The sequence below is a fragment of the Bifidobacterium pullorum subsp. saeculare genome (genome assembly GCF_016899725.1).
Taxonomy (GTDB): Bacteria; Actinomycetota; Actinomycetes; order Actinomycetales; family Bifidobacteriaceae; genus Bifidobacterium; species Bifidobacterium pullorum_C.
Window position 1 is genome coordinate 156,375 of the sequence record NZ_JACLYU010000002.1, and the last position, 20,429, is coordinate 176,803.

At 68.5% G+C, this 20,429-nt stretch carries 12 protein-coding genes and 1 tRNA gene; 4 read left to right on the top strand and 9 right to left on the bottom strand.

The window, feature by feature from the left end; translation table 11 throughout:
* Window positions 1-83: 83 nt before the first annotated feature.
* Together H7U32_RS02065 and H7U32_RS02070 are read right to left on the bottom strand one after the other, a co-directional pair.
* A complete protein-coding gene (locus H7U32_RS02065) occupies window positions 84-2,711 on the bottom strand; it encodes a heavy metal translocating P-type ATPase (protein WP_204467616.1) in 2,628 nt (875 codons plus the stop codon).
* A complete protein-coding gene (locus H7U32_RS02070; protein WP_204467618.1) occupies window positions 2,692-3,240 on the bottom strand; it encodes an Rrf2 family transcriptional regulator in 549 nt (182 codons plus the stop codon). Before H7U32_RS02070 ends, H7U32_RS02065 begins: the two co-directional genes overlap by 20 nt.
* Window positions 3,241-3,446: 206 nt before the next feature.
* Between H7U32_RS02070 and glnA the strand changes: the two genes are divergently transcribed.
* Both glnA and H7U32_RS02080 read left to right on the top strand, forming a co-directional pair.
* Window positions 3,447-4,886 (top strand): type I glutamate--ammonia ligase, encoded by a 1,440-nt coding sequence (gene glnA / locus H7U32_RS02075; protein ID WP_204467620.1) that lies wholly within the window; start codon window positions 3,447-3,449, stop codon window positions 4,884-4,886.
* A 204-nt stretch (window positions 4,887-5,090) separates the two neighbouring features.
* Window positions 5,091-6,776 carry an FAD-dependent oxidoreductase gene (locus H7U32_RS02080; RefSeq protein ID WP_204467622.1) on the top strand — a complete coding sequence of 562 codons (1,686 nt, stop codon included), beginning with the start codon at window positions 5,091-5,093 and terminating at the stop codon, window positions 6,774-6,776.
* A 167-nt stretch (window positions 6,777-6,943) separates the two neighbouring features.
* Here the strand turns inward: H7U32_RS02080 and H7U32_RS02085 are convergent, their stop codons facing one another.
* The 3 genes from H7U32_RS02085 to H7U32_RS02095 form a co-directional block, all read right to left on the bottom strand.
* On the bottom strand, window positions 6,944-8,134 hold the full coding sequence (locus tag H7U32_RS02085) for an MFS transporter (protein WP_204467624.1): 1,191 nt from the start codon (window positions 8,132-8,134) through the stop codon (window positions 6,944-6,946).
* A 381-nt stretch (window positions 8,135-8,515) separates the two neighbouring features.
* Window positions 8,516-9,571: a hypothetical protein gene (locus tag H7U32_RS02090; protein WP_204467625.1), complete on the bottom strand. Its 1,056-nt coding sequence runs from the start codon at window positions 9,569-9,571 to the stop codon at window positions 8,516-8,518.
* A 455-nt stretch (window positions 9,572-10,026) separates the two neighbouring features.
* Entirely contained in the window at window positions 10,027-10,917 is an 891-nt protein-coding gene (locus H7U32_RS02095) for a hypothetical protein (RefSeq protein ID WP_204467627.1), read from the bottom strand.
* Between the two features lie 458 nt (window positions 10,918-11,375).
* Between H7U32_RS02095 and H7U32_RS11760 the strand changes: the two genes are divergently transcribed.
* On the top strand, window positions 11,376-11,648 hold the full coding sequence (locus H7U32_RS11760; RefSeq protein ID WP_369122464.1) for a hypothetical protein: 273 nt from the start codon (window positions 11,376-11,378) through the stop codon (window positions 11,646-11,648).
* Here H7U32_RS11760 and H7U32_RS02105 read toward each other — a convergent pair.
* A tRNA-Arg gene (locus H7U32_RS02105) sits at window positions 11,610-11,682 on the bottom strand. The genes H7U32_RS11760 and H7U32_RS02105 overlap by 39 nt on opposite strands.
* 118 nt (window positions 11,683-11,800) lie before the next feature.
* Here H7U32_RS02105 and H7U32_RS02110 point away from each other — a divergent pair.
* Window positions 11,801-12,847 carry a cation diffusion facilitator family transporter gene (locus H7U32_RS02110; RefSeq protein WP_204467629.1) on the top strand — a complete coding sequence of 349 codons (1,047 nt, stop codon included), beginning with the start codon at window positions 11,801-11,803 and terminating at the stop codon, window positions 12,845-12,847.
* Between the two features lie 17 nt (window positions 12,848-12,864).
* Here H7U32_RS02110 and H7U32_RS02115 read toward each other — a convergent pair whose 3' ends face one another.
* The 3 genes from H7U32_RS02115 to H7U32_RS02125 form a co-directional block, all read right to left on the bottom strand.
* A complete protein-coding gene (locus tag H7U32_RS02115; RefSeq protein WP_239457419.1) occupies window positions 12,865-13,992 on the bottom strand; it encodes an Mrp/NBP35 family ATP-binding protein in 1,128 nt (375 codons plus the stop codon).
* 99 nt (window positions 13,993-14,091) lie between these two features.
* Window positions 14,092-16,788: an NAD-dependent DNA ligase LigA gene (ligA, locus tag H7U32_RS02120; RefSeq protein WP_204467631.1), complete on the bottom strand. Its 2,697-nt coding sequence runs from the start codon at window positions 16,786-16,788 to the stop codon at window positions 14,092-14,094.
* Window positions 16,789-16,856: 68 nt separating this feature from the next.
* Window positions 16,857-20,363 (bottom strand): tetratricopeptide repeat protein, encoded by a 3,507-nt coding sequence (locus tag H7U32_RS02125; protein WP_204467632.1) that lies wholly within the window; start codon window positions 20,361-20,363, stop codon window positions 16,857-16,859.
* Window positions 20,364-20,429: the final 66 nt, after the last annotated feature.

Here is a 20,429-nt window from a genome sequence, read left to right on the forward strand (position 1 = left end):
CACCAGGAAGGCCCCGTGCGCTATGATGGCGCACGGGGCCTTCCCGTTATCGGTCCGCCGGCCTTACGGCCGGCGGCGCGGACTCACTGGACGGACGTCACCTCGTAGCCGGCGTCGGCGACGGCGGCCGTGATCTGGGCGTCGGTCACCTCCGGCGGCACGTCGAGCGTGGCGGACTTGCCCTCCAGGCTCACCTGCACGCCGCTGGCGCCGGGCAGCGACTCCAGCGCGCGCGTGACATGCTTGACGCAGTTGCCGCAGGTCATGCCTTCGATGGCGAGGGTTTTCATGGTCATAGTTCCTCCTTGTTCGGTTGGTTGGGTGGAAGTGATGGCGGGAGCCGCGATCGTGGTCTGCGCCACCGGTCCGGGCCCGCCGGCGTCCACTGCCGTGGCCTCGGACGCCGCGGCGTCGCGGCGCGGCTTGAACAGGCGCAGGCGCAGCGCGTTGCCGACGACGAACACCGAGCTGAAGCCCATGGCCAGCGCGGCGACCATCGGGCTCATCCTCAGGCCGAACGCGGCGAAGCAGCCGGCGGCGATCGGGATCGCGATGACGTTGTAGCAGAACGCCCAGAACAGGTTCTCCTTGATGTTGCAGATCGTGGCGCGGCTCAGGTCGATCGCGGCCGGCACGTCGCCCAGGTCGCTGCGCATGAGCACGATGTCGGCGGATTCCATCGCCACGTCGGTGCCCGCGCCGATGGCCAGGCCCACGTCCGCGCGCACCAGCGCGGGCGCGTCGTTGACGCCGTCGCCGACCATGGCGACCGTGCCGCCGGCCTCCTGCAGGCGGCGCACCTCGTGTTCCTTGTCCTGCGGCAGCACGCCGGCCACGACCCGGTCGACGCCGGCCTGCCGGCCGATGGCGCGCGCGGTGCGTTCGTTGTCGCCGGTGAGCATGACCACGTCGAGTCCCATCGCCTTGAGGCGGGCGATGGCGGCGCGGCTCGTCGGCTTGAGCGTGTCGGCCAGGGCGATCAGGCCGACCAGCCGGCCGTCGGCCGCGAAGCACAGCGGCGTCTTGCCGTCCTGCGCCAGCGTGTCCGCGAGGGTCTGCGCCTCGCCGAGTACCACGCCGGCCTCGCGCAGCATCGTCGGGTTGCCGCCCAGGCAATCCCGGCCGTCGACGCGGGCGCGCACGCCCCGGCCCGCCACCTGCGCGAAGCCTTCGGCGGGCAGCGTCTCCAGGCCGCGGCGCCGGGCCTCGGCCACGATGGCGCGGGCGAGCGGATGCTCGGAGGGCAGCTCCAGGGAGGCGGCGAGGCGCAGCAAGCCGTCAGCGTCCTGGCCGGCCACGCAGGCCACGTCGGTGACGCGGGGCTCGCCCTTGGTGATCGTGCCGGTTTTGTCAAGCACGACGGTGGTCACGTCATGCGCGGTCTGCAACGCCTCGGCGGATTTGACGAGGATGCCGTTGGCGGCGCCGCGGCCGGTCCCCACCATGATCGCGGTGGGCGTGGCCAGGCCGAGCGCGCACGGGCAGGAGACGACGAGCACGGCCACGGCACTGCCCAGCGCCGTTCCGACCGAGGCGCCCAGCGCCAGCCAGACGACGGCGGTGACGATGGCGATGGCGATGACCACAGGCACGAACACGCCGGCCACCTTGTCGGCGAGGCGGGCGATCGGCGCCTTCGAGCTCGTCGCCTCGTCCACCAGGCGGATGATCTGCGCGAGCGCCGTGTCGTCGCCGACCTTGTCGGCGCGCAGCACGAACCAGCCGCTGCGCACGATGGTGGCGCCGATCGCTGTGTCGCCCACGGCCTTGTCCACGGGCACGGATTCGCCGGTCAGCGCGGATTCGTCCACGGCGGCGGCGCCCTCGAGCACCGTGCCGTCCACGGGCACGGATTCGCCGGTGCGCACGACGATCCGGTCGCCGGGGCGCACGCTGGCGGCGGGCACCTGCGTCTCGACGCCATCGCGCAGCACGGTGGCCGTGCGCGGGCGCAGGTCGAGCAGCGCGTCGACCGCGGCGGTCGTGCGGCCCTTGGCCCGGGCCTCGAAGGTCTTGCCCAGCGTGATCAGCGCGAGAATCGTGCCGGCGCCTTCGAAGTACAGGTCGTGGGAGGCGTGCGCGGCCGTGGCCAGGTCGCCCTGGCCGAGCGCGGCGGCCATGCGGTACAGGGTGGCCACGCTGTAGAGCACGGAGGCGCCGGCGCCGAGCGCCACCAGCGCGTCCATGTTCGGGCTCAGATGCAGCAGCGAGCGAAACCCGCCCGTGAAGTACTTGGCGTTGACGGCGAGCACCGGCAGGAGCAGCAGCAGCTCGGTCAGCGCGGCCGTCATCATGCCCGCGTCGCCGGCGAACACGGGCGGCAGCGGCCAGCCCATCATGCGGCCCATCGCCAGGTAGAACAGCGGCACGGCGAAGCCGAACGACCAGGCGACGCGGCGCAGCATGGCCCGGTATTCGCGCCTGGCCCGCGCCGACGGCGTGTCCTGGCCGTCCACGGCGGAGGCGGCGGGCGTCCCGGCGGCGGCATCGGCCGGCGCGTGGACCGGCGAGGCGCCATAGCCGGCCTTGTCGACGGCGGCGACGATGCGTGCGTCGTCCGCCACATCGGCGTCATAGTCGACGACCATGGTGTTCTTGAGCAGGTTGACCGACACCTGCGTGACGCCGGGCAGCGAGCCCACCGCCTTCTCGACGTTCGCCTGGCAGGCCGCGCAGGTCATGCCGGTCACGTCATACTGTCCCTGGGTCATCACCCATTCCTTCCTTCTTATCTTGCGGCGTCCGGCCGGCGGCGCCCTGGCCGCAGGCCGGCGACCCACACCGGCCGCGGCACGGGCAGACGGCCGGATCGCACCGGCAGTCCCCGTCGCAACGGAACCGGTCCATCACATCGCTCAGCGACAGCGAGGCCATGGCCCCTTCGGCCGCCTGCTGCACCTCGGCGAAGCAGTCCCCCACCGCATGCTGGATGCACATGCCGACCCCGCATTCGGGATTGATCTGCGTGTCCTCGTGCAGCAGCGGGGTCTGCCCCTGCACGGCGCGGTACACGTCCAGCAGGCTGATCCGGTCGAGCGGACGGGTCAGCCGCGGCGCGGCCTGGCCGCGTGTGCAGGCCAGCAGACCGCCGCGGCGCAGCGCCGACATGAGCTGGCGCACATACGAGGGGTGCGTGCTCACGCTCGCCGCGATGGCGGCGCTACTCAGGTCGCCGCCCGGGTCCACGGCGATGAACAGCAGCACGTGGATCGCGTCGCTCAGCCGCGTGGAACACCGCATCCGCTCCTCCTGATTCCCCTGCGCGGGGCCCTTCCGGACGCCGGCATGGTGTTAGTTTTCCCATAACAGGTTCGGCCTCCATAGATACTCCAACGACGCGCCTTGCGCAACCGTGCCGAAACATTCCCGTAACCAAACGCGCGTGTGCCCGAAACCGGAAGCCATAGACTTGACCCTCGTAAGCATTTCATGAAAGGAGCGGTCCCGTGACCGACGAACTCAAGACCAAGGCCGACGCCGAGGCTCTTATCAACAAGGAAGGCGTGGAGTACGTCTCCATTCGCTTCACCGACCTGATCGGCGTGCAGCAGCACTTCACCGTGCCTGCGAGCGAGTTCCTCAAGGATGCCTTCGACGAGGGCATGCCGTTCGACGGTTCCTCCGTGCAGGGCTTCCAGGCGATCAACGAGTCCGACATGAAGCTCGTGCCCGACATCACGACCGCGTTCATCGACCCGTTCCGCAAGCACAAGACCCTCGACGTGGCCTTCTCCATCGTCGACCCGCTGACCGACGAGCCGTACTCGCGCGACCCGCGCCAGGTGGCCGGCAAGGCCGAAGCCTACCTCAAGTCCACCGGCATCGCCGACACCGCCTCCTTCGCCCCGGAGGCCGAGTTCTTCATCTTCGACAAGGTGCGCTTCGAGAACTCGATGCAGCGCTCCTTCTACGAGGTGGATTCCATCGAGGCCCCGTGGAACTCCGGCGTGGACACCGAGGAGGACGGCACCCCGAACATCGGCTTCAAGAACCGCGTCAAGCGCGGCTACTTCCCGGTGCCGCCGCTGGACCACAACCAGGATCTGCGCGACGACATGGTCGCCAACCTGCAGAAGGTCGGCCTGATCCTCGAGCGCAGCCACCACGAGGTGGCGGGCGCCGGCCAGCAGGAGATCAACTACCGCTTCAACTCGCTGCAGCACGCCGGCGACGACCTCATGAAGTACAAGTACGTCGTGCACGAGACCGCCGCCCTAGCCGGCAAGTCCGTGACCTTCATGCCCAAGCCGATGGCCGGCGACAACGGCACCGGCATGCACTGCCACCAGTCCCTGTGGAAGGACGGCAAGCCGCTGTTCTACGATGAGAAGGGCTACGCCGGCCTGTCCGACATCGCCCGCTGGTACATCGGCGGCCTGATCAAGCACTCCTCCTCCGTGCTGGCCTTCACCAACCCGTCGCTGAACTCCTACCACCGTCTGGTGCCGGGCTTCGAGGCTCCGGTCAACCTGGTGTACTCGGCCCGCAACCGTTCCGCGGCCATCCGCATCCCGCTGGCTGGCTCCTCGCCGGCCGCCAAGCGCATCGAGTTCCGCGCCCCGGATCCCTCCTGCAACCCGTTCCTGGCCTTCTCCGCCCAGCTCATGGCTGGCCTGGACGGCATCCTCAACCACATCGAGCCGCCGGAGCCGGTCGACAAGGACCTCTACGAGCTGCCTCCGGAGGAGCACGCGGGCATCAAGCAGGTGCCGGCCTCCCTCGGCGAGGCGATGGACGCCCTCGAGGAGGACCACGACTTCCTCACCGCCGGCGACGTGTTCACCGAGGACCTCATCGAGACCTGGCTGGACCTCAAGCGCGGCGAGATCGACATGGCCCGCCTGCAGCCCACGCCGCTCGAGTACGAGCTCTACTACCACATCTGACGGTGGCTCCGGCCACGTCGCTGTGACGATGGGAAGGCCCCGACGCAGTCCGCTGCGTCGGGGCCTTCCCGTCTCTTGTCTGTCTGGTCCGAACATGCGCCGGAGCCGCCAGAACGGTGCGCCGGCGCGGCGGGACCGGCCTGCGCGGCTAAGCTGAGCTCGGGGCGTCGCCCACGGGGGCGCGCCATGCACCAGGAGGTTGCCATGAAGGTTGTCATCATCGGAGGGGTCGCCGGCGGAGCCACGGCCGCCACCCGACTGCGCAGGCTGGACGAGCATGCCGAGATCGTGATGCTCGACAAGGGCCTGCACGTCTCGTTCTCCAACTGCAGCCTGCCGTTCCGTCTGAGCGGCGCCGTCGACGCGACGGACAAGCTGGTCATGATGACGCCGCAGGCCTTCGCCGCCCGCTACGCGATCGACGCGCGGACTATGAGCGAGGCGACCGCAATCGACCGCGCCGCGCACACCGTGCATGTGAGGAACCTGGCCGACGGCAGCGAATACGACGAATCGTACGACAAGCTCATCCTCTCCCCCGGCGCCGCGGCCGTCATCCCGCCGATCGACGGCATCGACGGGGCGGATGTGTTCCCCGTCAAGACGGTCGTCGACGTCGACCGGCTGCACACCTTCCTGACCTCCCGGGGCGCCCGGCGTGTGAGTGTGGTCGGCGGCGGGTTCATCGGCGTGGAGGTCGCCGTCAACCTGGCCGAGGCCGGCTACCAGGTGTCGCTGGTCGAGGCGGCGCCGCAGATCCTGGCGACCTTCGACCATGACATGGTCCAGATCCTGCACAAGGCGATGGTCGACCACGGCGTCGACCTGATCGTCGGTGACCAGGTGTCCCGCTTCGACGGCGACGACATGACGCTCGCCTCCGGCCGCGTGGTCGGCGGCGACGCGGTCGTCATGGCCGTCGGCATCCGTCCGAACACGGCGATCGCGGCCGCCGCCGGCCTGGACGTCACCGACCGCGGCCTGATTCGCACCGACGCGGACTACCGGACCGCCGACCCGGACATCTACGCGATCGGCGACGCCATCGAGGTCACGAACGCGCTGACCGGCCGTCCGATGGCGCTGCAGCTGGCCGGTCCCGCGCAGAAGCAGGCGCGCCAGGTCGCCGACCATATCTGCGGCAGGACCGTGCGTAACACCGGATACTTGGGCTCCAACTGCATCCGCGTGTTCGACTGGAACGCGGCCGGCACCGGCCTGACCGCGGCCCAGTGCGAGCGCGAGGGGCTGCGCTACGACTACGCCTATGTGATCCCGCAGGACAAGGTCTCGCTCATGCCGGACGCCTCCCCGCTGCATCTCAAGCTGATCTTCGAGGTGCCGACCGGACGCGTGCTCGGCGCCCAGGCCATCGGCAAGGGCGACGCGGTCAAGCGCATGGACGTGGTCGCCACGGCGATCAAGTTCGGCGCCACCGTGGACGACCTGCGGGACTTGGAGCTGTGCTACGCGCCGCCGTTCTCCAACGCCAAGGACCCGGTGAACATGGCCGCGCTCGTGGCCGGCAACCTGTTGGACGGCGACTTCCGCCAAGTGCACGTCGACCAGGCGCGCGGGCTGGTCGAATCCGGCGCGACCATCATCGATGTGCGCGACCCGACCGCCTTCCAGGCCGGCCATCTCAAGGGCGCGGTGAACATTCCGCTGGCGCAGCTGCGCGACCGGCTGGACGAGGTCCCGCGCGACCGGACCGTGTACCTCAACTGCATGACCTCGCAGACCAGCTACACGGCGATCCGCCTGCTGCAGGGGCACGGGTTCACGAATGTGGTCAACATGGCCGGCAGCATGCTCGGCATCAGCCTCTATGAGTGGTTCACCGACCGGACGACCGGACGCGAGCCGATCGTCACCGGATATTGCGGGTGAGCTTCCGGTTCACACGATGGGCCGGCCCCAACATGTGAGCCGACGGCCGTGCGCGGTTCACCTTGAAAAGGCCGGAACCACGCCATTCTGTCCGGCGGTCCGTGTTCGTTTGCGTTCACTTCCGGTTCACACGTTGGAGCCGCTCCAGAGTGTGAACCAGGTTCCGATCAGTCCAGACGCCGGTGCGCCAGATGGGCGGTGAGCGCGGCCACGCCGCAGGCGATGACCGCCAGCACTGCCCCGGCCAGTCCGACAAACCTCAGGCCCGGGCCGGAGACCACGGCGCCGCCCACCGCGGTGCCGAAGGCGATGCCCAGATTGAACGCCATCGGCTCCAGGGAGCTCGCCAGGGTCAGCGCCTTGGGATGGCGCAGGCGGGCGCTCCTCATGTACAGAGACACGCAGGGCACGCTGGACAGGTACATGAGCACGGCCACTATGAGCACGAAGCCGAGGCCATAAGAGGCCCCGCCGGCGAGGAACAGGCCGCCGAGCACGGCGGCCAGCAATAGGAACACACCAACCGTGGCCTTGATGCCGAACTGCCGGTCGAGGATACCCGACAGCAGATTCGACAGGAAGGTGAGGCATCCGTACACCATGAGGATCCCGCTGGCGGCCACGGCCCCTAGGCCGAGCACATCCTGCAGATACGGGGTCACATAGCCGTAGAACACGTACACGGAGCCCACGCCGAAGAGGAACACCAGGATGCCGGTGATGACCTGCGGCTCGGTGAGCAGCGACGCCTGGTCGCGGAAGGTGGCCGGCTCGTCGGTGGCGCCGGTGCGGGGCAGGATGGCCAAGGCCAGCGCGCACACCGCCACCGCGAACACGGCGGAGCCGGCCATGGCCACATGCCAGGTAAGCAGTTCGGCGGCGAGCTTGCCCAGCGACGTGGCGACGACCATCGCCACGGAGAACGCCGCGTACACCAGAGAAACGCCGATGGAGATCCGGCGCACGCCCATGAGCTCGGGGATGTAGGTGATGCCCAGCGCCAGCAGGGCGCCGGAGACCATGCCCAGCAGCACGCGCGAGACCAGCAGCACCGTGAAATTCGGCGCGAACACCATGAGCAGGTTGGCCGCGCAGAACACCGCCGAGTACACGGCCAGCAGCGTGTACCGGCGGAAGCGGCCGGTGGCGATGGCCAGGATCGGCGTGGCCACCGCGTACGCCACCGAATACAGACTGATGAGCTCGCCGGTGCGGGCGATGCTCACGCCGAACGCGTCGGCCAGCTGCGGCTGGATGCCGATCGGCACGAATTCCGAGCATCCCAACGCGAATCCCATGGTGACGAGGATCGCCACGCACACGGTGGCGTGGAGGGAGGTCCGGGTGGTCGCCATCATCGGTCCTTTCTCATCGGGGAGGATGCCGGGATGCCATTGTGCCCGCAGGTGTGCCCATCCGCGGCCTGTGCGGTGCATGCGGAGAGGTACATGAAGACTTCGGCCATGATGTCGCCCCGATACCACGGTTGAAATGTTGGCATTCCGCCGTTCCAGACTACTCGGCATGCAACTGACCTTGCGCGCAGGCCCAGTTCCTTTCGAGCCGTTCGCGAAAATCAATCGGGACAAGCCCCGCTATGAGCCGACCATACGGATGGGCCGGCGGGCATTCGCTGTTCTTGCCCTACATACCGCAATACCGATTTACCGACATACCGTGAGATATGGGAAGGCCCGGCTTTCGAGGAAGGCCGGGCCGCACATCACAACGTGTGCCGGTCACGGGCAGGTGGAGCATTCTCCGCCTATGCACACGGGACGGCAAGGGCCGGTCGGGCCGGGACCACCGCCGCCGATGACGAAGTGGCCGTCGCCCCAGCCGGGCGGGAGCGAGGACGAGCCACTGGAATCGCTGGAGGAGCTGCCGCCGCCTGTGGAGGTTCCGCTGCCGCGAGAGCTGTTGCCGGAACTGTAACTCCGGCTGCCACCGGTGTACCGCGACGACGAGGAGGCAGCGGCCCGCTGCCGCGCAGCCGCCGCGGCGGCTTCCTCGACGGCCTTGCGGTCCGCTTCCTCCTTGGCTTTCACGCTGGCGGTCACCTGGTCGGCGGACTGCTGGACGGCGGCGGCCTTGTCCGTGTAATCCTTCGGCGTCTTCGAGCCAAGCGCGTTCGCCTCGTCGATCAGCTTCTGCAGGCTGGTGCGCGTGTTCTCGTCCTGGACCCTGCCATTGCTGTCCGCCAGAATCTTCTTCGCGGCCTCCACCTTCGACTTGAGCGCGGCCTTCGCGTCGGCGAGTTCCTTCGCGGCCTTGCTGGCCTGGACCGCCTTCACGGCGGCCGCCACCCGCTTCGCCAGACCATCGGTCTTACCGGCCGCATCGCCAAGCGCGGTCCCGCCCCGCCTGAGTTCCCACAGCAGCCACTGGTTCGCATCCGCCGCAGGAATCCTCACGGCCTTCGCCTGCTTGAGCAGCTTCGACAACACGTCCAGAGTCTCCGCGTCCTTGACCTGCTCCGGCTTGACCGACCCCACCGTCGTCTCCCCGGTTTTCACCGCCTCGGCCAACCGGTCGGCCGCCTCGCCGGCGGTGGCGGCAGCCGACCGGTAGACGGACTGCTCACGGTGCGTGGCCACGCCATAGGCGGTGCCGCAGCCAGCCAGCACGACCAACACGGCCGCCGTGACAGCCACCGGGACCAGCCACTTCGGCCGCGGCTTCCGCGCCGGCTGTTTCTCGCCCGAAGCCGTGCCATCATCGTTCTTCCACGCGGCGAGAAGCGGCGTCTCCGCATCCACGCCGTGGAGATCCTTGGTCTCGTCGTTGTTTTCCATAACGGTTCCTTTTCCTATGTCTCATCCCATGTTCCCACCATCGGGATACCGGCATGTCGAAAGAATGAATTATCACGATACCGGCAGAGTTTCTGGATTCATGACTTCACCCAAGGACTGCCGTCATAGCCACGCCAATAGAGCCGTCATTTCGGTTTCATACCGAAAGAGGCGTGGGAATCGAACCTGTTCGCCAAACAATAGAGTCAGCTCGGCAGCCGAATCGTCCCTCAAAGAAACCAATCAGACAGTTGATGACCAGAGAGCTGATGAAAATCCACCCCAACACGGTGTACGGTTCGTACATGCTTGATCATTTCCTCTTCCTGCCCTACCGGAAGGTCGAATTACTTGGTTGCCAAATTATCGGAGGGGCTCCACTCTGCTCAAGTACCGTCACTGACAATGAGGCCGGAACAACATAGCAACACATCAGACTTATGACATGCTGATTCTCAAGATTCGGTGAGCAGTCGCCGGGCGATGTCGAGCAGGTTTTCATCCCTGCGACCATTCAAGTCTTTGCATGCTCGGTTGAGCCAGTTAGGGTCCGTCTCCAACGTCAACGAGGAGCATGTTCTGCGATTTTGGCAGGTGACCCTCAGATCAAATGATTCGGTCAGTTGTACCCCACTGGTATGATATTTGTGATTAGCCAAATGGAAGTCAAGGCTGAGGAATCCCCGAATGGTCTTATCAACCTGGCTATACTGCGCAGAACGTGTGGGCGTCAGTCGGACTTCGGGAATGTTCGACAACGCGGTATGCAGTTGACCGGTCTTGACCACGTACATTTTGACCAGGTTCCTAGCCGGCGCCCCATAAAACAAGGTCTGAGGAAGGTTCTGGTATGTCGCTTCGTAATACCGCCATACCTCGTCACCGGCCCACCGACACAGGGCTTCCTCGGCCGCTCCGGCACCAAGGTGGAGGCCGGACCACGCTTCCCACGCCTGGACGACACGATCGAACTCTGCACGCATCACCCGGTACAGCCCCAATCCAGTACGGCTTTTCGGCAGGCGACGGCGACCAGACCTCCGACGATCGGGGTTCGCATACGGACAGGACAGATACGCATCCTCATCGTATTGGCATAGTTCTGGCACGTCAAACGGCACGTGACGCCCATAAGGGCGTCGTGCGCGAGATTCCTCTTGGGAGCGGAACAGTCCGACAAGGACTATGGGATTATCACAGGCTGGACACACCGCATAATACGTAGTGGTGCGCTCACCATCATAAGACATGACATACGGACACTTCATCTGGGTCGCATCCACATAATTTCGTTCCGTGATCATAATGCTGATTGCCTCACCCGGCTTAGTTTTGAATACGTCCACGCGCAATTTCTTTCCCGTGGTATCACTGCCTTCTCCTCTTAATGAGAATTCACCAGTCGACAGGCGCTTGAGACTATTATGTCACATAATATACAGCTGCCCTAGCCTTTAATTTTCTCATTTACCGAAGGCATGAAAAAGTCAACCAAGAAGCTGGTTTTAATAAGTCGACAATTCCCTTCATCAAGACATTCACATATTCAGCCATCATATTCCGCTGATTCTCAATATATTTACTATATTCAACTATATTAAACTCTCAGATAAGCCATAATGTTCATTCTGATTGAATGCGAAAAATTAAATCAGATTCAACCTGCTTCGATGGGAATTGATGACTTGCTGACGAGAACACAGCCGACAAGGACACCACACTTCTCCATGCAGAACGTTGCGAAGCTGCCATCAGCAAAAACGTCCGATTCTATTGGGCAGTCAGAGGCATTCCGCAGACTAGGCTGGCTGAAGTCCTGGGACTCCAACCCAGCTCTTTGTCGATGAAACTTGCGGGGAGGACAGCATGGTCTGTGGCTGACTTGGTGAAAACAGCTGACTTCCTTCAGGCCAAGCCCGAAGAACTGATGGATGACGTAATGGTCAATCAAGTGGAGGCCAGATACAAGAAGGCGCCCGAGCCTGTCGGCGCGGGCGCGTCCTGTGTCCAATATTTCGTGATGCCGTGGAATGAAGGGTGCCCCCGGCCGGACTCGAACCGGCAACCTGCGGATTAGAAGGCCGTTGATCTATCCATTGATCTACGGGGGCGCAACCCCACAGTCTGCCACAGGGCGTGGAGAAGCGCCGCCGGTCGCATGGCGCGTATCCGGCTCCTACAATCGGGTGGAAAAGTCGTGCCATGCGCACGGAGAGGGGACACATCACCATGGCTGAATCGCACACACAGGAAGCCGCCACGGCCCCGTCGGCCAACGAGGCGGCGGCGAAGGCGGAGCAACATCAGACCGGCATGGCCGTCAAGGCCGCGCTGCTGGCGAACATCGGCGTCGCCTGCGCCAAATTCGCGGCGGCGGCGTTCACCGGATCCTCCTCGATGTTCTCCGAAAGCGTGCATTCGGTGGCCGACTGCGCCAATGAGATCGTGCTCATGGCCGGCGACCGGGCCTCCGACCGCCGCTCCGGCGGGGACCACCCCTTCGGCCTGCACCGTGTGAAATACCTGGCGAGCTTCATCGTGGCCACGCTGCTGTTCTTCGTCGGCGGCGTGTTCGCGGTCTCCCAGGCCGTGGGCAAGCTCACCGCCCTGCTCGACGGCTCGCTGAGCCGCCAGGCCGAGCCGCTGGAACTGTCCGCCGCGCTGGCGGTGGTCGCCGTCTCCGCCTGCCTGGAGGGCTGGGGCTTGCACACCTCGGTGCATGAGGCGCGCGGGCGCATGAGGCGCGTGCGCGTGGAGGAGGGATCCCTGGTGCGTTTCTGGCGGCGCACGAAGTCGGCCGAGCTCGCCTCGGTGATGATGGAGGACACGCTGGCCCTGATCGGCCTGGCCTTCGCCGGCTCCTGCATCGCGCTGTCGATGGCCACCGGCGACGAGCTCTACGACGCGATTGGCGGCCTTATGGTCGGCCTGGTGCTGGTGACCGGCGCGGCCGCGCTCGCGTTCAAATCCGGCTCGCTGCTCATCGGCGAGGACCTCGACCCGGAGACGCGCGGGCAGGTGGTGGCCGCGGTGGAGCGCACGCCGGGCGTGGACCGGCTCATCAACCTGCAGGCCATCCATATGGACGAGGACGCGGTGCTGCTGTGCCTCAAGGTCGAGACCTCCAAGCTGGACCGTGACTACGACGTGCAGACGGTCGACCGAATCGAAGCGAATGTGCGCGCGGCGCTGCCCTGGTATGAGTTCGAGATCTACGTGGAGCCCGACATCTTCCGCACCTCCGGCCCGGCCCACGCCGCCCCGTCAGCCAAGTAGCCGGCCTCGCCCGGCCGCTAGGCCATCAGCGCCCGGGCGAGGCCGGCGAAGCTTTCGGCCAGCGGAGTGCCGGCCAGGCGCCCGTCGGCCCCGAGCACCGCGGGACGGCCGGCCTCGCCCCTCTCGCGTACCTCGGGCAGCAGCGGCAGCTGCGCCATAAGCGGCACGTCGTGGCCGAGGGCGGCGGTGAGCTGGTCGGCGACGCGTTGGCCGCCGCCGTGCCCGAAGATCTCGAGCCGTTCGCCGTGATGGTCGAACCAGCTCATGTTCTCGACGACGCCGCGGACGCGCATCGGCACCTGCAGCGCCACCAGTCCGGCGCGCACGGCCACGTCGGAGGCGGAGGGCTGGGGGGTGGTGACCACGATGAGCTCGGCGTTGGGCAGGGTCTGCGCCACCGAAATGGCCATGTCGCCGGTGCCGGGCGCCAGGTCGAGCAGCAGCACGTCGGGCTCGCCCCACCACACGTCGGAGAGGAACTGTTCCAGCGAACGCTGCAGGCGCGGACCGCGCCACAGGATCGCCCGGTCGGCGCCGGCGAACATGCCGATGGAGATGAGCTTGACGCCCCAGGCGGTGACCGGCATGAGCATGCCGTTGAGGTTGGTCGGCTGGCTGGTGACGCCGAACAGCCCGGGCAGGGAGAAGCCGTAGATGTCCGCGTCGATGGCGGCGGTGTCGTAGCCGAGGGCGGCGAAGGTGGCGGCGAGGTTGGCGGTGACGGAGGATTTGCCGACGCCGCCCTTGCCGGAGGCGATCGCGAAGATGCGGGTCTTGACGCCGGGCTTGGCGAAGGGGTTGCGTTTGCGCTCGGCCTTGAGGCCGGCGACGAGGTCGGCGAGCTTGGCCTCGCTCATCGTGGCGACCTCGATGCGCGGGGTGAGCGCGGCGTCCGGGTAGGAGGCGATGGCGGCGGTGATGTTGCCGACGATGGTGTCGCTCAGCGGGCAGCCGGGCACGGTCAGTTCCACGCGCACGGTCACGTCGTAGGCGGGGCGGCCGCCGTCCGTTCCGGCGGGGGCGACGTCGATGCCGGCGATCATGCCGAGGTCGGTGACGGAGCGTCCGAGCTCGGGGTCGATGACCTTGCCGAGCCGTGCCATCAGCGCGTCCTTGATCGCCTGGTCCGTCGTGTTCGCATCCATCGTCGTCTCCCTTCGTCTGTGCTCCGGTGGCGCCGCGTCCTGCCGGCGGCGGCGCGCCACCCCACCCTAGCCGCTGTCCCCCGCCGAAGGCAAGGGCCGTCAGTCGCCGGCCGGCTGCGCCCCCGCGTCGGCCAGGGATTCATCGTCCTCCTCCAGGGTGCCGGCGAGCAGACGTTCGAACTGGGCCTCGTCGAGCATCGGGATGCCGAGCTCCTCGGCCTTGGCCGCCTTGGAGCCGGCGTTCGCGCCGACGACCACATAGTCGGTGTTCTTGCTCACCGAGCCGGCGGCCTTGCCGCCGCGCGCGATGATCGCCTCCTTGGCGGAGTCGCGGCTGTAGCCTTCGAGCGAGCCGGTGACGACGACGGTTTTGCCGGCGAGCGTCTGCGGCAGGCTGCTGGACTCGGCCTTCACGCTGCCCACGCCGGCGGCGCGCCAGGCGTCGAGGATCGCACCGCGCCAGTCGCCGGGCTCGCGGGCGGCGGTGAACCAGTGGACCACCGATTCGGCGATCTCCGGACCCACGCCGTCGATTTCGGTTAGCCGTTCCACGCTGGCGTGCGCGATGGCGTCGAGCGTGCCGAGCGCGGTGGCGATGAGCCGCGCGGTGGGCGGGCCGAGCCGGCGGATGGACAGGGCCACGAGCACGCGCCACAGGTCGGCGTGGCGCGCCTTGTCGATCTCCTCGAGCATCTTGCGCGTGTTCTCCATCGGCTTGGTGACCACGGGCACGACCGTCACGTCGCCGCTTCGGGAGACCTTGCGTTCCTCGCGCACGACGATGGCGTCGGCGGGCACGTCGTAGCCGGGGTAGGCGCTGTCCGGGGCGGCCGCGTCCTGCCGGCGCCGTTTGGCCGCCGGCGCGGGCGTGGTCCAGAACGCGGGCACCTGGTGCCACAGGCCGGAGCCGCCGAGCCGCCGGCGCACCTTCTTCCTGCGTCCGTCCGCGCCCACGTTCTGGCGCACCTCGATGACCGGCGCCTCGCGCCACACCATCACGTCCTTGAGGTCGTCCACGCCCAGCGCGAACAGGCCGGCCTCGCTGGCGAGCGCCGGCGTCTGCCGGGCGGGCAGCGCCAGGCCCGGCGCCGGCTCGTAGGGTTCGGGCTCCTCGCCCGGAGCGACCACGATCTCCGTGAGGTTCGGCGCGTAGGTGGCCGTGGAGTCCGGCCGGTTCTCCTCGGGGTTGGTCAGCGCGATGGCGGACTGCTCGCCCAGATGCTCGATGTCGAAGGCCTTGCGCATGGCCAGCGAGATCACGCGTTCCGTCAGCTGCGCGGGGCAGCGTTCCACGTTCGGGCAGCGGATGTCCTTGTCGCCTTCCTTGGCGGGGGCCAGCGGCGCGCCGCAGGAGGGGCAGCGCGTGGGCATCACGAAGTCGCGCAACCGCTCCTCGCGCCCCTTGCGGCGTTCGAGCACCGGCCCCACGAGCTCGGGGATCACGTCGCCGGCCTTGCGCACGATCACCGTGTCGCCGATCTTGACGCCTTTGCGTTCCACTTCGGAGGGGTTGTGCAGCGTGGTGCGGGCCACGGTGGAGCCGGCCACGTACACGGGTCTGAGGATGGCGACCGGGGTCACGCGTCCGGTGCGGCCGACCTGCACGGTGATGTCGAGCAGCTCGGTGTACACCTCCTCCGGCGGGTACTTGTAGGCGATGGCCCAGCGCGGCGCGCGCGAGGTGGCGCCGAGCGCCCGCTGGAGCGCCAGGTCGTCCACCTTGACCACGATGCCGTCGAGCGCGTGCTCGATGTCGTCGCGGTGCTCGCCGTAGTAGTCGATCATGTCGAGCACCTCGGCGAAGGTGCCGACGGTGCGGTTGTGCGGGGAGACCGGCACGCCCCATTTGCGGTACAGCGCGTAGGCCTCGGACTGGTCGGCCACCTCGTCGTGGCTGCCGGCCGGCCGCCCCGGCCCCCAGTCGAGCCGGCCGATGCCGTGCGCGTAGAAGCTCAGGCGGCGGGTGGCGGTGATGCGCGGGTCCTTCTGACGCAGGGAGCCGGCGGCCGCGTTGCGCGGGTTGGCGAAGGGGGCGCGCCCGGCCTGCTCCTGCTCGGCGTTGAGCGCGCGGAAGTCATCCCAGCGCATGAACACCTCGCCGCGGATCTCCACGAACTCGGGGATGTCGTTCGCCTCGCCGCCCAGGGTGGCGGGGATGGAGCCGATGGTGCGCACGTTGAGCGTGATGTCCTCGCCGGTCACGCCGTCGCCGCGCGTCAGGCCCTGTTCGAGCACGCCGCCACGGTAGATGAGGTTCAGGGCCAGGCCGTCGATCTTCACCTCGCAGCTCATCGGCAGCGGCTTGCCCTCCGGCCAGTCGAGGTCGCGGCGCACGCCGTCGTACCAGTCGCGCAGCTCCTCGAGGGAGAACACGTCGTCCAGGCTCATCATGCGCGAGGGGTGGCGCACGGAGGCGAAGTCGTTGGAGAAGGTGCCACCGACGCGGTGCGTGGGCGACTGCGGGTTGTCGAGCGCGGGGAACGCCGCCTCCAGGTGTTTGAGGCAGCGCAGGCGAGCGTCGTAGGCGGCGTCGGAGGAGACGGGGGCGTCGTCGATGTAGTAGGCGATTTGGTCGGATTCGACCCAGGCGGCCACGCGCGCCCACAGGCGGTTCGCGCGCTCCGCGTCCAGCGTGGTCACGTCGAGGCGGTCGAGGCGCTCGGCGTCCGCGTCGGTGCGGGCCAGGGCCGCGATCCACGCCTCCGAGCCGGGCGTCTGGCGCGCGGCCCCGGTGTCGGCGACGACGGCGGGCGTCCCCGGGTCGTCGAAATCCCATGCCAGCTGTTCGTCCGCCATGCCAGGCTCCCTCCGTTCGATGCTGTGCGGCCGTCCCCATTATGGCCGCGGCCCTGGCCCGGGGCCGCTCAGGCGTTGAGCGAGCGGAGGAACTGCGCCTGCGTCACGTCGATGCCGTCGGCCTCGCCGTCGTCCATGCGGGCGGCCGCCACCGTCAGGGTGCGGGCGGGCACGAACATGCCCTCGTCCACGCAGACGCGGGCCGCGTCGTGCACGATGCCGGCCACCTCGGTGTGCGGCCAGACGGGCAGGTCGTGCGCGGCGAGCGTGGCCACGGCCTCGTCCACCGACTCGGGCACGCGCACGCACTGCGATTCGGCGCGCGAGACGAGCTCGCCGAGCTCGCCCTCCAGCGCGGCGATCTGGCCGGGCGCGATGCGTTCGGCCATGATGTACGCGGCCGCGGCCGTGTCGAAACGGTCCTGCATCCACTCGGCGTAGGCCAGGCGGTAGTAGGCGAAGGCGGCGTCGTCGCGGTCGAGCGCCACGCGCAGCGCGTTGAGGCAGGCGGCGCGCGCCAGGTCCCAGTCCTCCTCGCGGGCCAGCTGCACCGCCAGGCGCATATGCGACAGCGGGTAGGCGGGCGCGTACTTGACCATCGCGTTGAGATGCGGCAGCGCGGCCTTGGCGCCTTTGAGCTGGGCCAGCACGTCCGCCATCTCCATATGCGCGTAAAAGAGGTTGTCCGGGATGAGCACGGTGGTCTCGTCGCCGGTGGCGAACAGGCGGTTGTACACCACGCGCTCGGCGTAGGAGTTGAAGTAGCGGGGCACGCCCGGCCCTTGCGCGAACAGCGCGTCGAGCCTGGCGATGGCGGCCTCGGCCGTGTCGATGGCGCGGTCCACCTGGCCGGAGAACAGCTGGTCGCGGGCCTTGACACGCTCACGGTCGAGCTCGTCGGCGAGCGTGAATTCGAAGTCGGGGGTGTCGCGCCCGTCGATGAGCGCGCTCGTGGCCTGCGGGGCGAGCTCGGTGAGCTCCGGGTCGCCGAGGCGCCGCACGATGCGCATCGCCTCCTGCGCCTTGGCGACGGATGGCTTGCTCCCGTCGGCGGCGAGACGGTGCAGGTCGGCGACCGCGCGCTGGAGCAGGTCGGCGCGTTGGATGGCCAGGCCGGTGGCGTCGGCGGTGCCGAGGACGCGCCGCGCCCCGGGGGTCAGGTCCTTGTCGATGAGCTCGGGTTCCTCCTGGGCGCCGGCGGGCGAGAAGCGCGCGTCCCGCAGGTCGAAGGCCGCCTCGGTGGGCAGCAAGTTGCCGTGGCCGTCCATCTCCAGCGTGGCATGGAACCTCAGGTAGGCGTCGATCGGGTGGGCCAGTCCTTCCTGCCACAGCATGGCGAGGAAGGCGTCGCGGTCGAAGGTGACGGTGACGAGCGTGCGCACGGTGGGGTTGCGGCGCACCGCGTCGAGCGGATTGCCGTCCTGGCCGGAGCCGTCCTGCGGCCGAGGTTCCTCCCCGTCCGGGGCCGGGGACGGCTCGTCCGCGGTCCCGCCGTTGGTCCGACGGGCGTCGGGGCCGAGGCTGAAGACGGTTTCGTCGATGTCGCCGCCGCGCATGAGCTCCTCGAACTGGCGATCGAGGCTGTCCTGGACGTCGGCCGGTTCGGACGGGGCCGCGCCTTCCCCGGCGTCGGTGCCCTCGCCGGAGGCGGGGCCGCCCGGCTCGCGGCCGGGGCCGGGCATCTCGCCGGTCATCGCGCGCAGGGTGTGCGTGGGGTCGCCGTGGACGTCGCCGTCCTTCGGGTCGCCTTTGCCGCTGCCCGCGCCCAGGTCGCCGGCCGGCATGCGTTCGAAGCGGGCGAGCGCGTCGTTGGTCATCGCGGCGATGGCGGAGTCCTGTTCGGCGACGGCCTCCTCCAGGCCGATGGAGTCGATGTGCAGCGAGACGCGGCGCACGCGCGCGTCGGCGCCGAAGGCGAGCGCGGCCATCATGAGGCCGACGCGCAGGTTGTACACGGCGCTCATCGCGGCGCGGGCGTCGTCGTCGAGCTGCTTCCAGCCGTGAGTGGCCTCGTCGTAGCGGCTGTCGGGCATGAGCGCGGCGCCGGCGGTGGTGAAGCCGAGCGCGGCCTGGCCGCCCTCCAGGTCCACGCGGAAATCGGCGTCGAAACGGTACGGCAGGCGCAGGCGCCGTATGAGCGTGGCCAGGGTCTGGCGGTACACCCATTCGGAACCTTCGGCGTCACGCGGCAGGTCGTCGGGGTCCGCGAAGCCGGCGCCGGGGTCGGTGGGGTCGGGGCTGGCCGCGGCCATGCGCGCGGCGGCGCGCGCCTCTTCCACCAGACGCCATGCGGCGGCGGTGCCGTCGTCGTGCACGGGGTCGAATCCGACGCCAGGCTTCTCCTCGCCGGGCAGGGCGAGCAGGGCGGGGTTGGCCAGCAGGGCCATGTCGATCTGCGCGGCCTGGGCGCGGGTGACGGTGTCCTCGGTGGGGCCCACGCCGATGCGCGCGTTGCGTTCCAGCCAGGCGCTGACGGCGGCGAAGCGGTTGAGGTTGCCTTCGATCTTGAGGGAGGCGAGCGCCGGCTCGACGGCCATCTGGGAGCTCCAGACGAAGAAGTAGTTGCCCGAGTAGCTGGAGGTGTACAGGCGCAGGGGTTCTGCGCCGTGCACGGGTTCCAGGCCGCGCACCTCGCCCAGGGCGCCGGCCTCGCGCATGAGGTCGGCGAAGAGGTCCTCCAGGCCGGAGGCGCGCAGTCCGTGGGCGCGGGCCTCCATCGTGTCGTGCACGGCGCGGCGGATGGCGCCCATCGGCGCCTCGCGGTTGAGACGGCGGAAGATGTTGCCGGCGCCGAAGCCGAGCAGCAGCCCATTCATCGAAGGCAGCAGGTAGGTGGCGAGGAACGCGATGGCCAGGGCGTCGCGGTATTCCAGGCCGATGCGCATGGCGGCGGGCAGGTCGGCGCGCATCTGCTCCAGCGTGTAGCGGCCGCCCGTCTTGAGCCAGGAGGCGAGCCAGGTCATCCTGCCGTTGGCATCGCGGCCGACCACGCCGCCGGTGACCACGTCGAGCATGCGGGCCGTCTCGCCGGCACGGGGCGCGGCGTGCCCGAAGCGGGGGCCGTCGGGCAGCCGGGCGGTGCCCTCCTTGCCGAAGAGGAAGCGGGGCTTCAAGTCATGGGTGTCCATCGTCGGGTCGGTGCCGGCGAAGACGCGTCCCTTGGCGTCGGCGAAGGCGATCTGGGAGAAGTGGCGGCGGTCGGTGAACATGCCGATGGAGAAGCCGCGGCCGCGGGTCTGGGGCAGCTGGGCCCAGCCGAGCGTGAGTCCCGCGGGCACGCCTTCGAGCCCGGGGAACGTGCGGCGCTTGACCAGGGGTCCCAAGGCGATCGCATGGCGGCGCAGCTCGGCCACCGGGTCGGCGGGAGCGCCGGAGGCGCCGTCCGCGGCGCGCAGGGCCGCGGCCTCGACGGGGTCGTCGGCGAACAGGGCGCTCAACGTGGCGGCGAAGGGATTGGTGGCGGTCTGTTCGCCGCGCCGGCGCAGCCGCCTCCATTGGCGCCCCACCCGGGCCAATGCGTCGCCGAAGGCGTGGTCGCGGGCGCGATGCCGCTGGTCGGAGTCGTGGTGAGGCATGGCGCCATTGTCCCAATCCAGCCCGACATGGCCCCGCCCGTTCATGCCGTTAGAATAAATGGCGTG

What these genes read in the sequence shown, in the direction of transcription:
- H7U32_RS02085 (WP_204467624.1), bottom strand. Translation starts at nt 8,134, where the DNA reads ATGATGGCGACCACCCGGACCTCCCTCCACGCCACCGTGTGCGTGGCG.
- H7U32_RS02115 (WP_239457419.1), bottom strand. Translation starts at nt 13,992, where the DNA reads ATGGATGCGAACACGACGGACCAGGCGATCAAGGACGCGCTGATGGCA.
- ligA (WP_204467631.1), bottom strand. Translation starts at nt 16,788, where the DNA reads ATGGCGGACGAACAGCTGGCATGGGATTTCGACGACCCGGGGACGCCC.
- H7U32_RS02065 (WP_204467616.1), bottom strand. Translation starts at nt 2,711, where the DNA reads ATGACCCAGGGACAGTATGACGTGACCGGCATGACCTGCGCGGCCTGC.
- H7U32_RS02125 (WP_204467632.1), bottom strand. Translation starts at nt 20,363, where the DNA reads ATGCCTCACCACGACTCCGACCAGCGGCATCGCGCCCGCGACCACGCC.
- H7U32_RS02070 (WP_204467618.1), bottom strand. Translation starts at nt 3,240, where the DNA reads ATGCGGTGTTCCACGCGGCTGAGCGACGCGATCCACGTGCTGCTGTTC.
- H7U32_RS02110 (WP_204467629.1), top strand. Translation starts at nt 11,801, where the DNA reads ATGGCTGAATCGCACACACAGGAAGCCGCCACGGCCCCGTCGGCCAAC.
- H7U32_RS02090 (WP_204467625.1), bottom strand. Translation starts at nt 9,571, where the DNA reads ATGGAAAACAACGACGAGACCAAGGATCTCCACGGCGTGGATGCGGAG.
- H7U32_RS02080 (WP_204467622.1), top strand. Translation starts at nt 5,091, where the DNA reads ATGAAGGTTGTCATCATCGGAGGGGTCGCCGGCGGAGCCACGGCCGCC.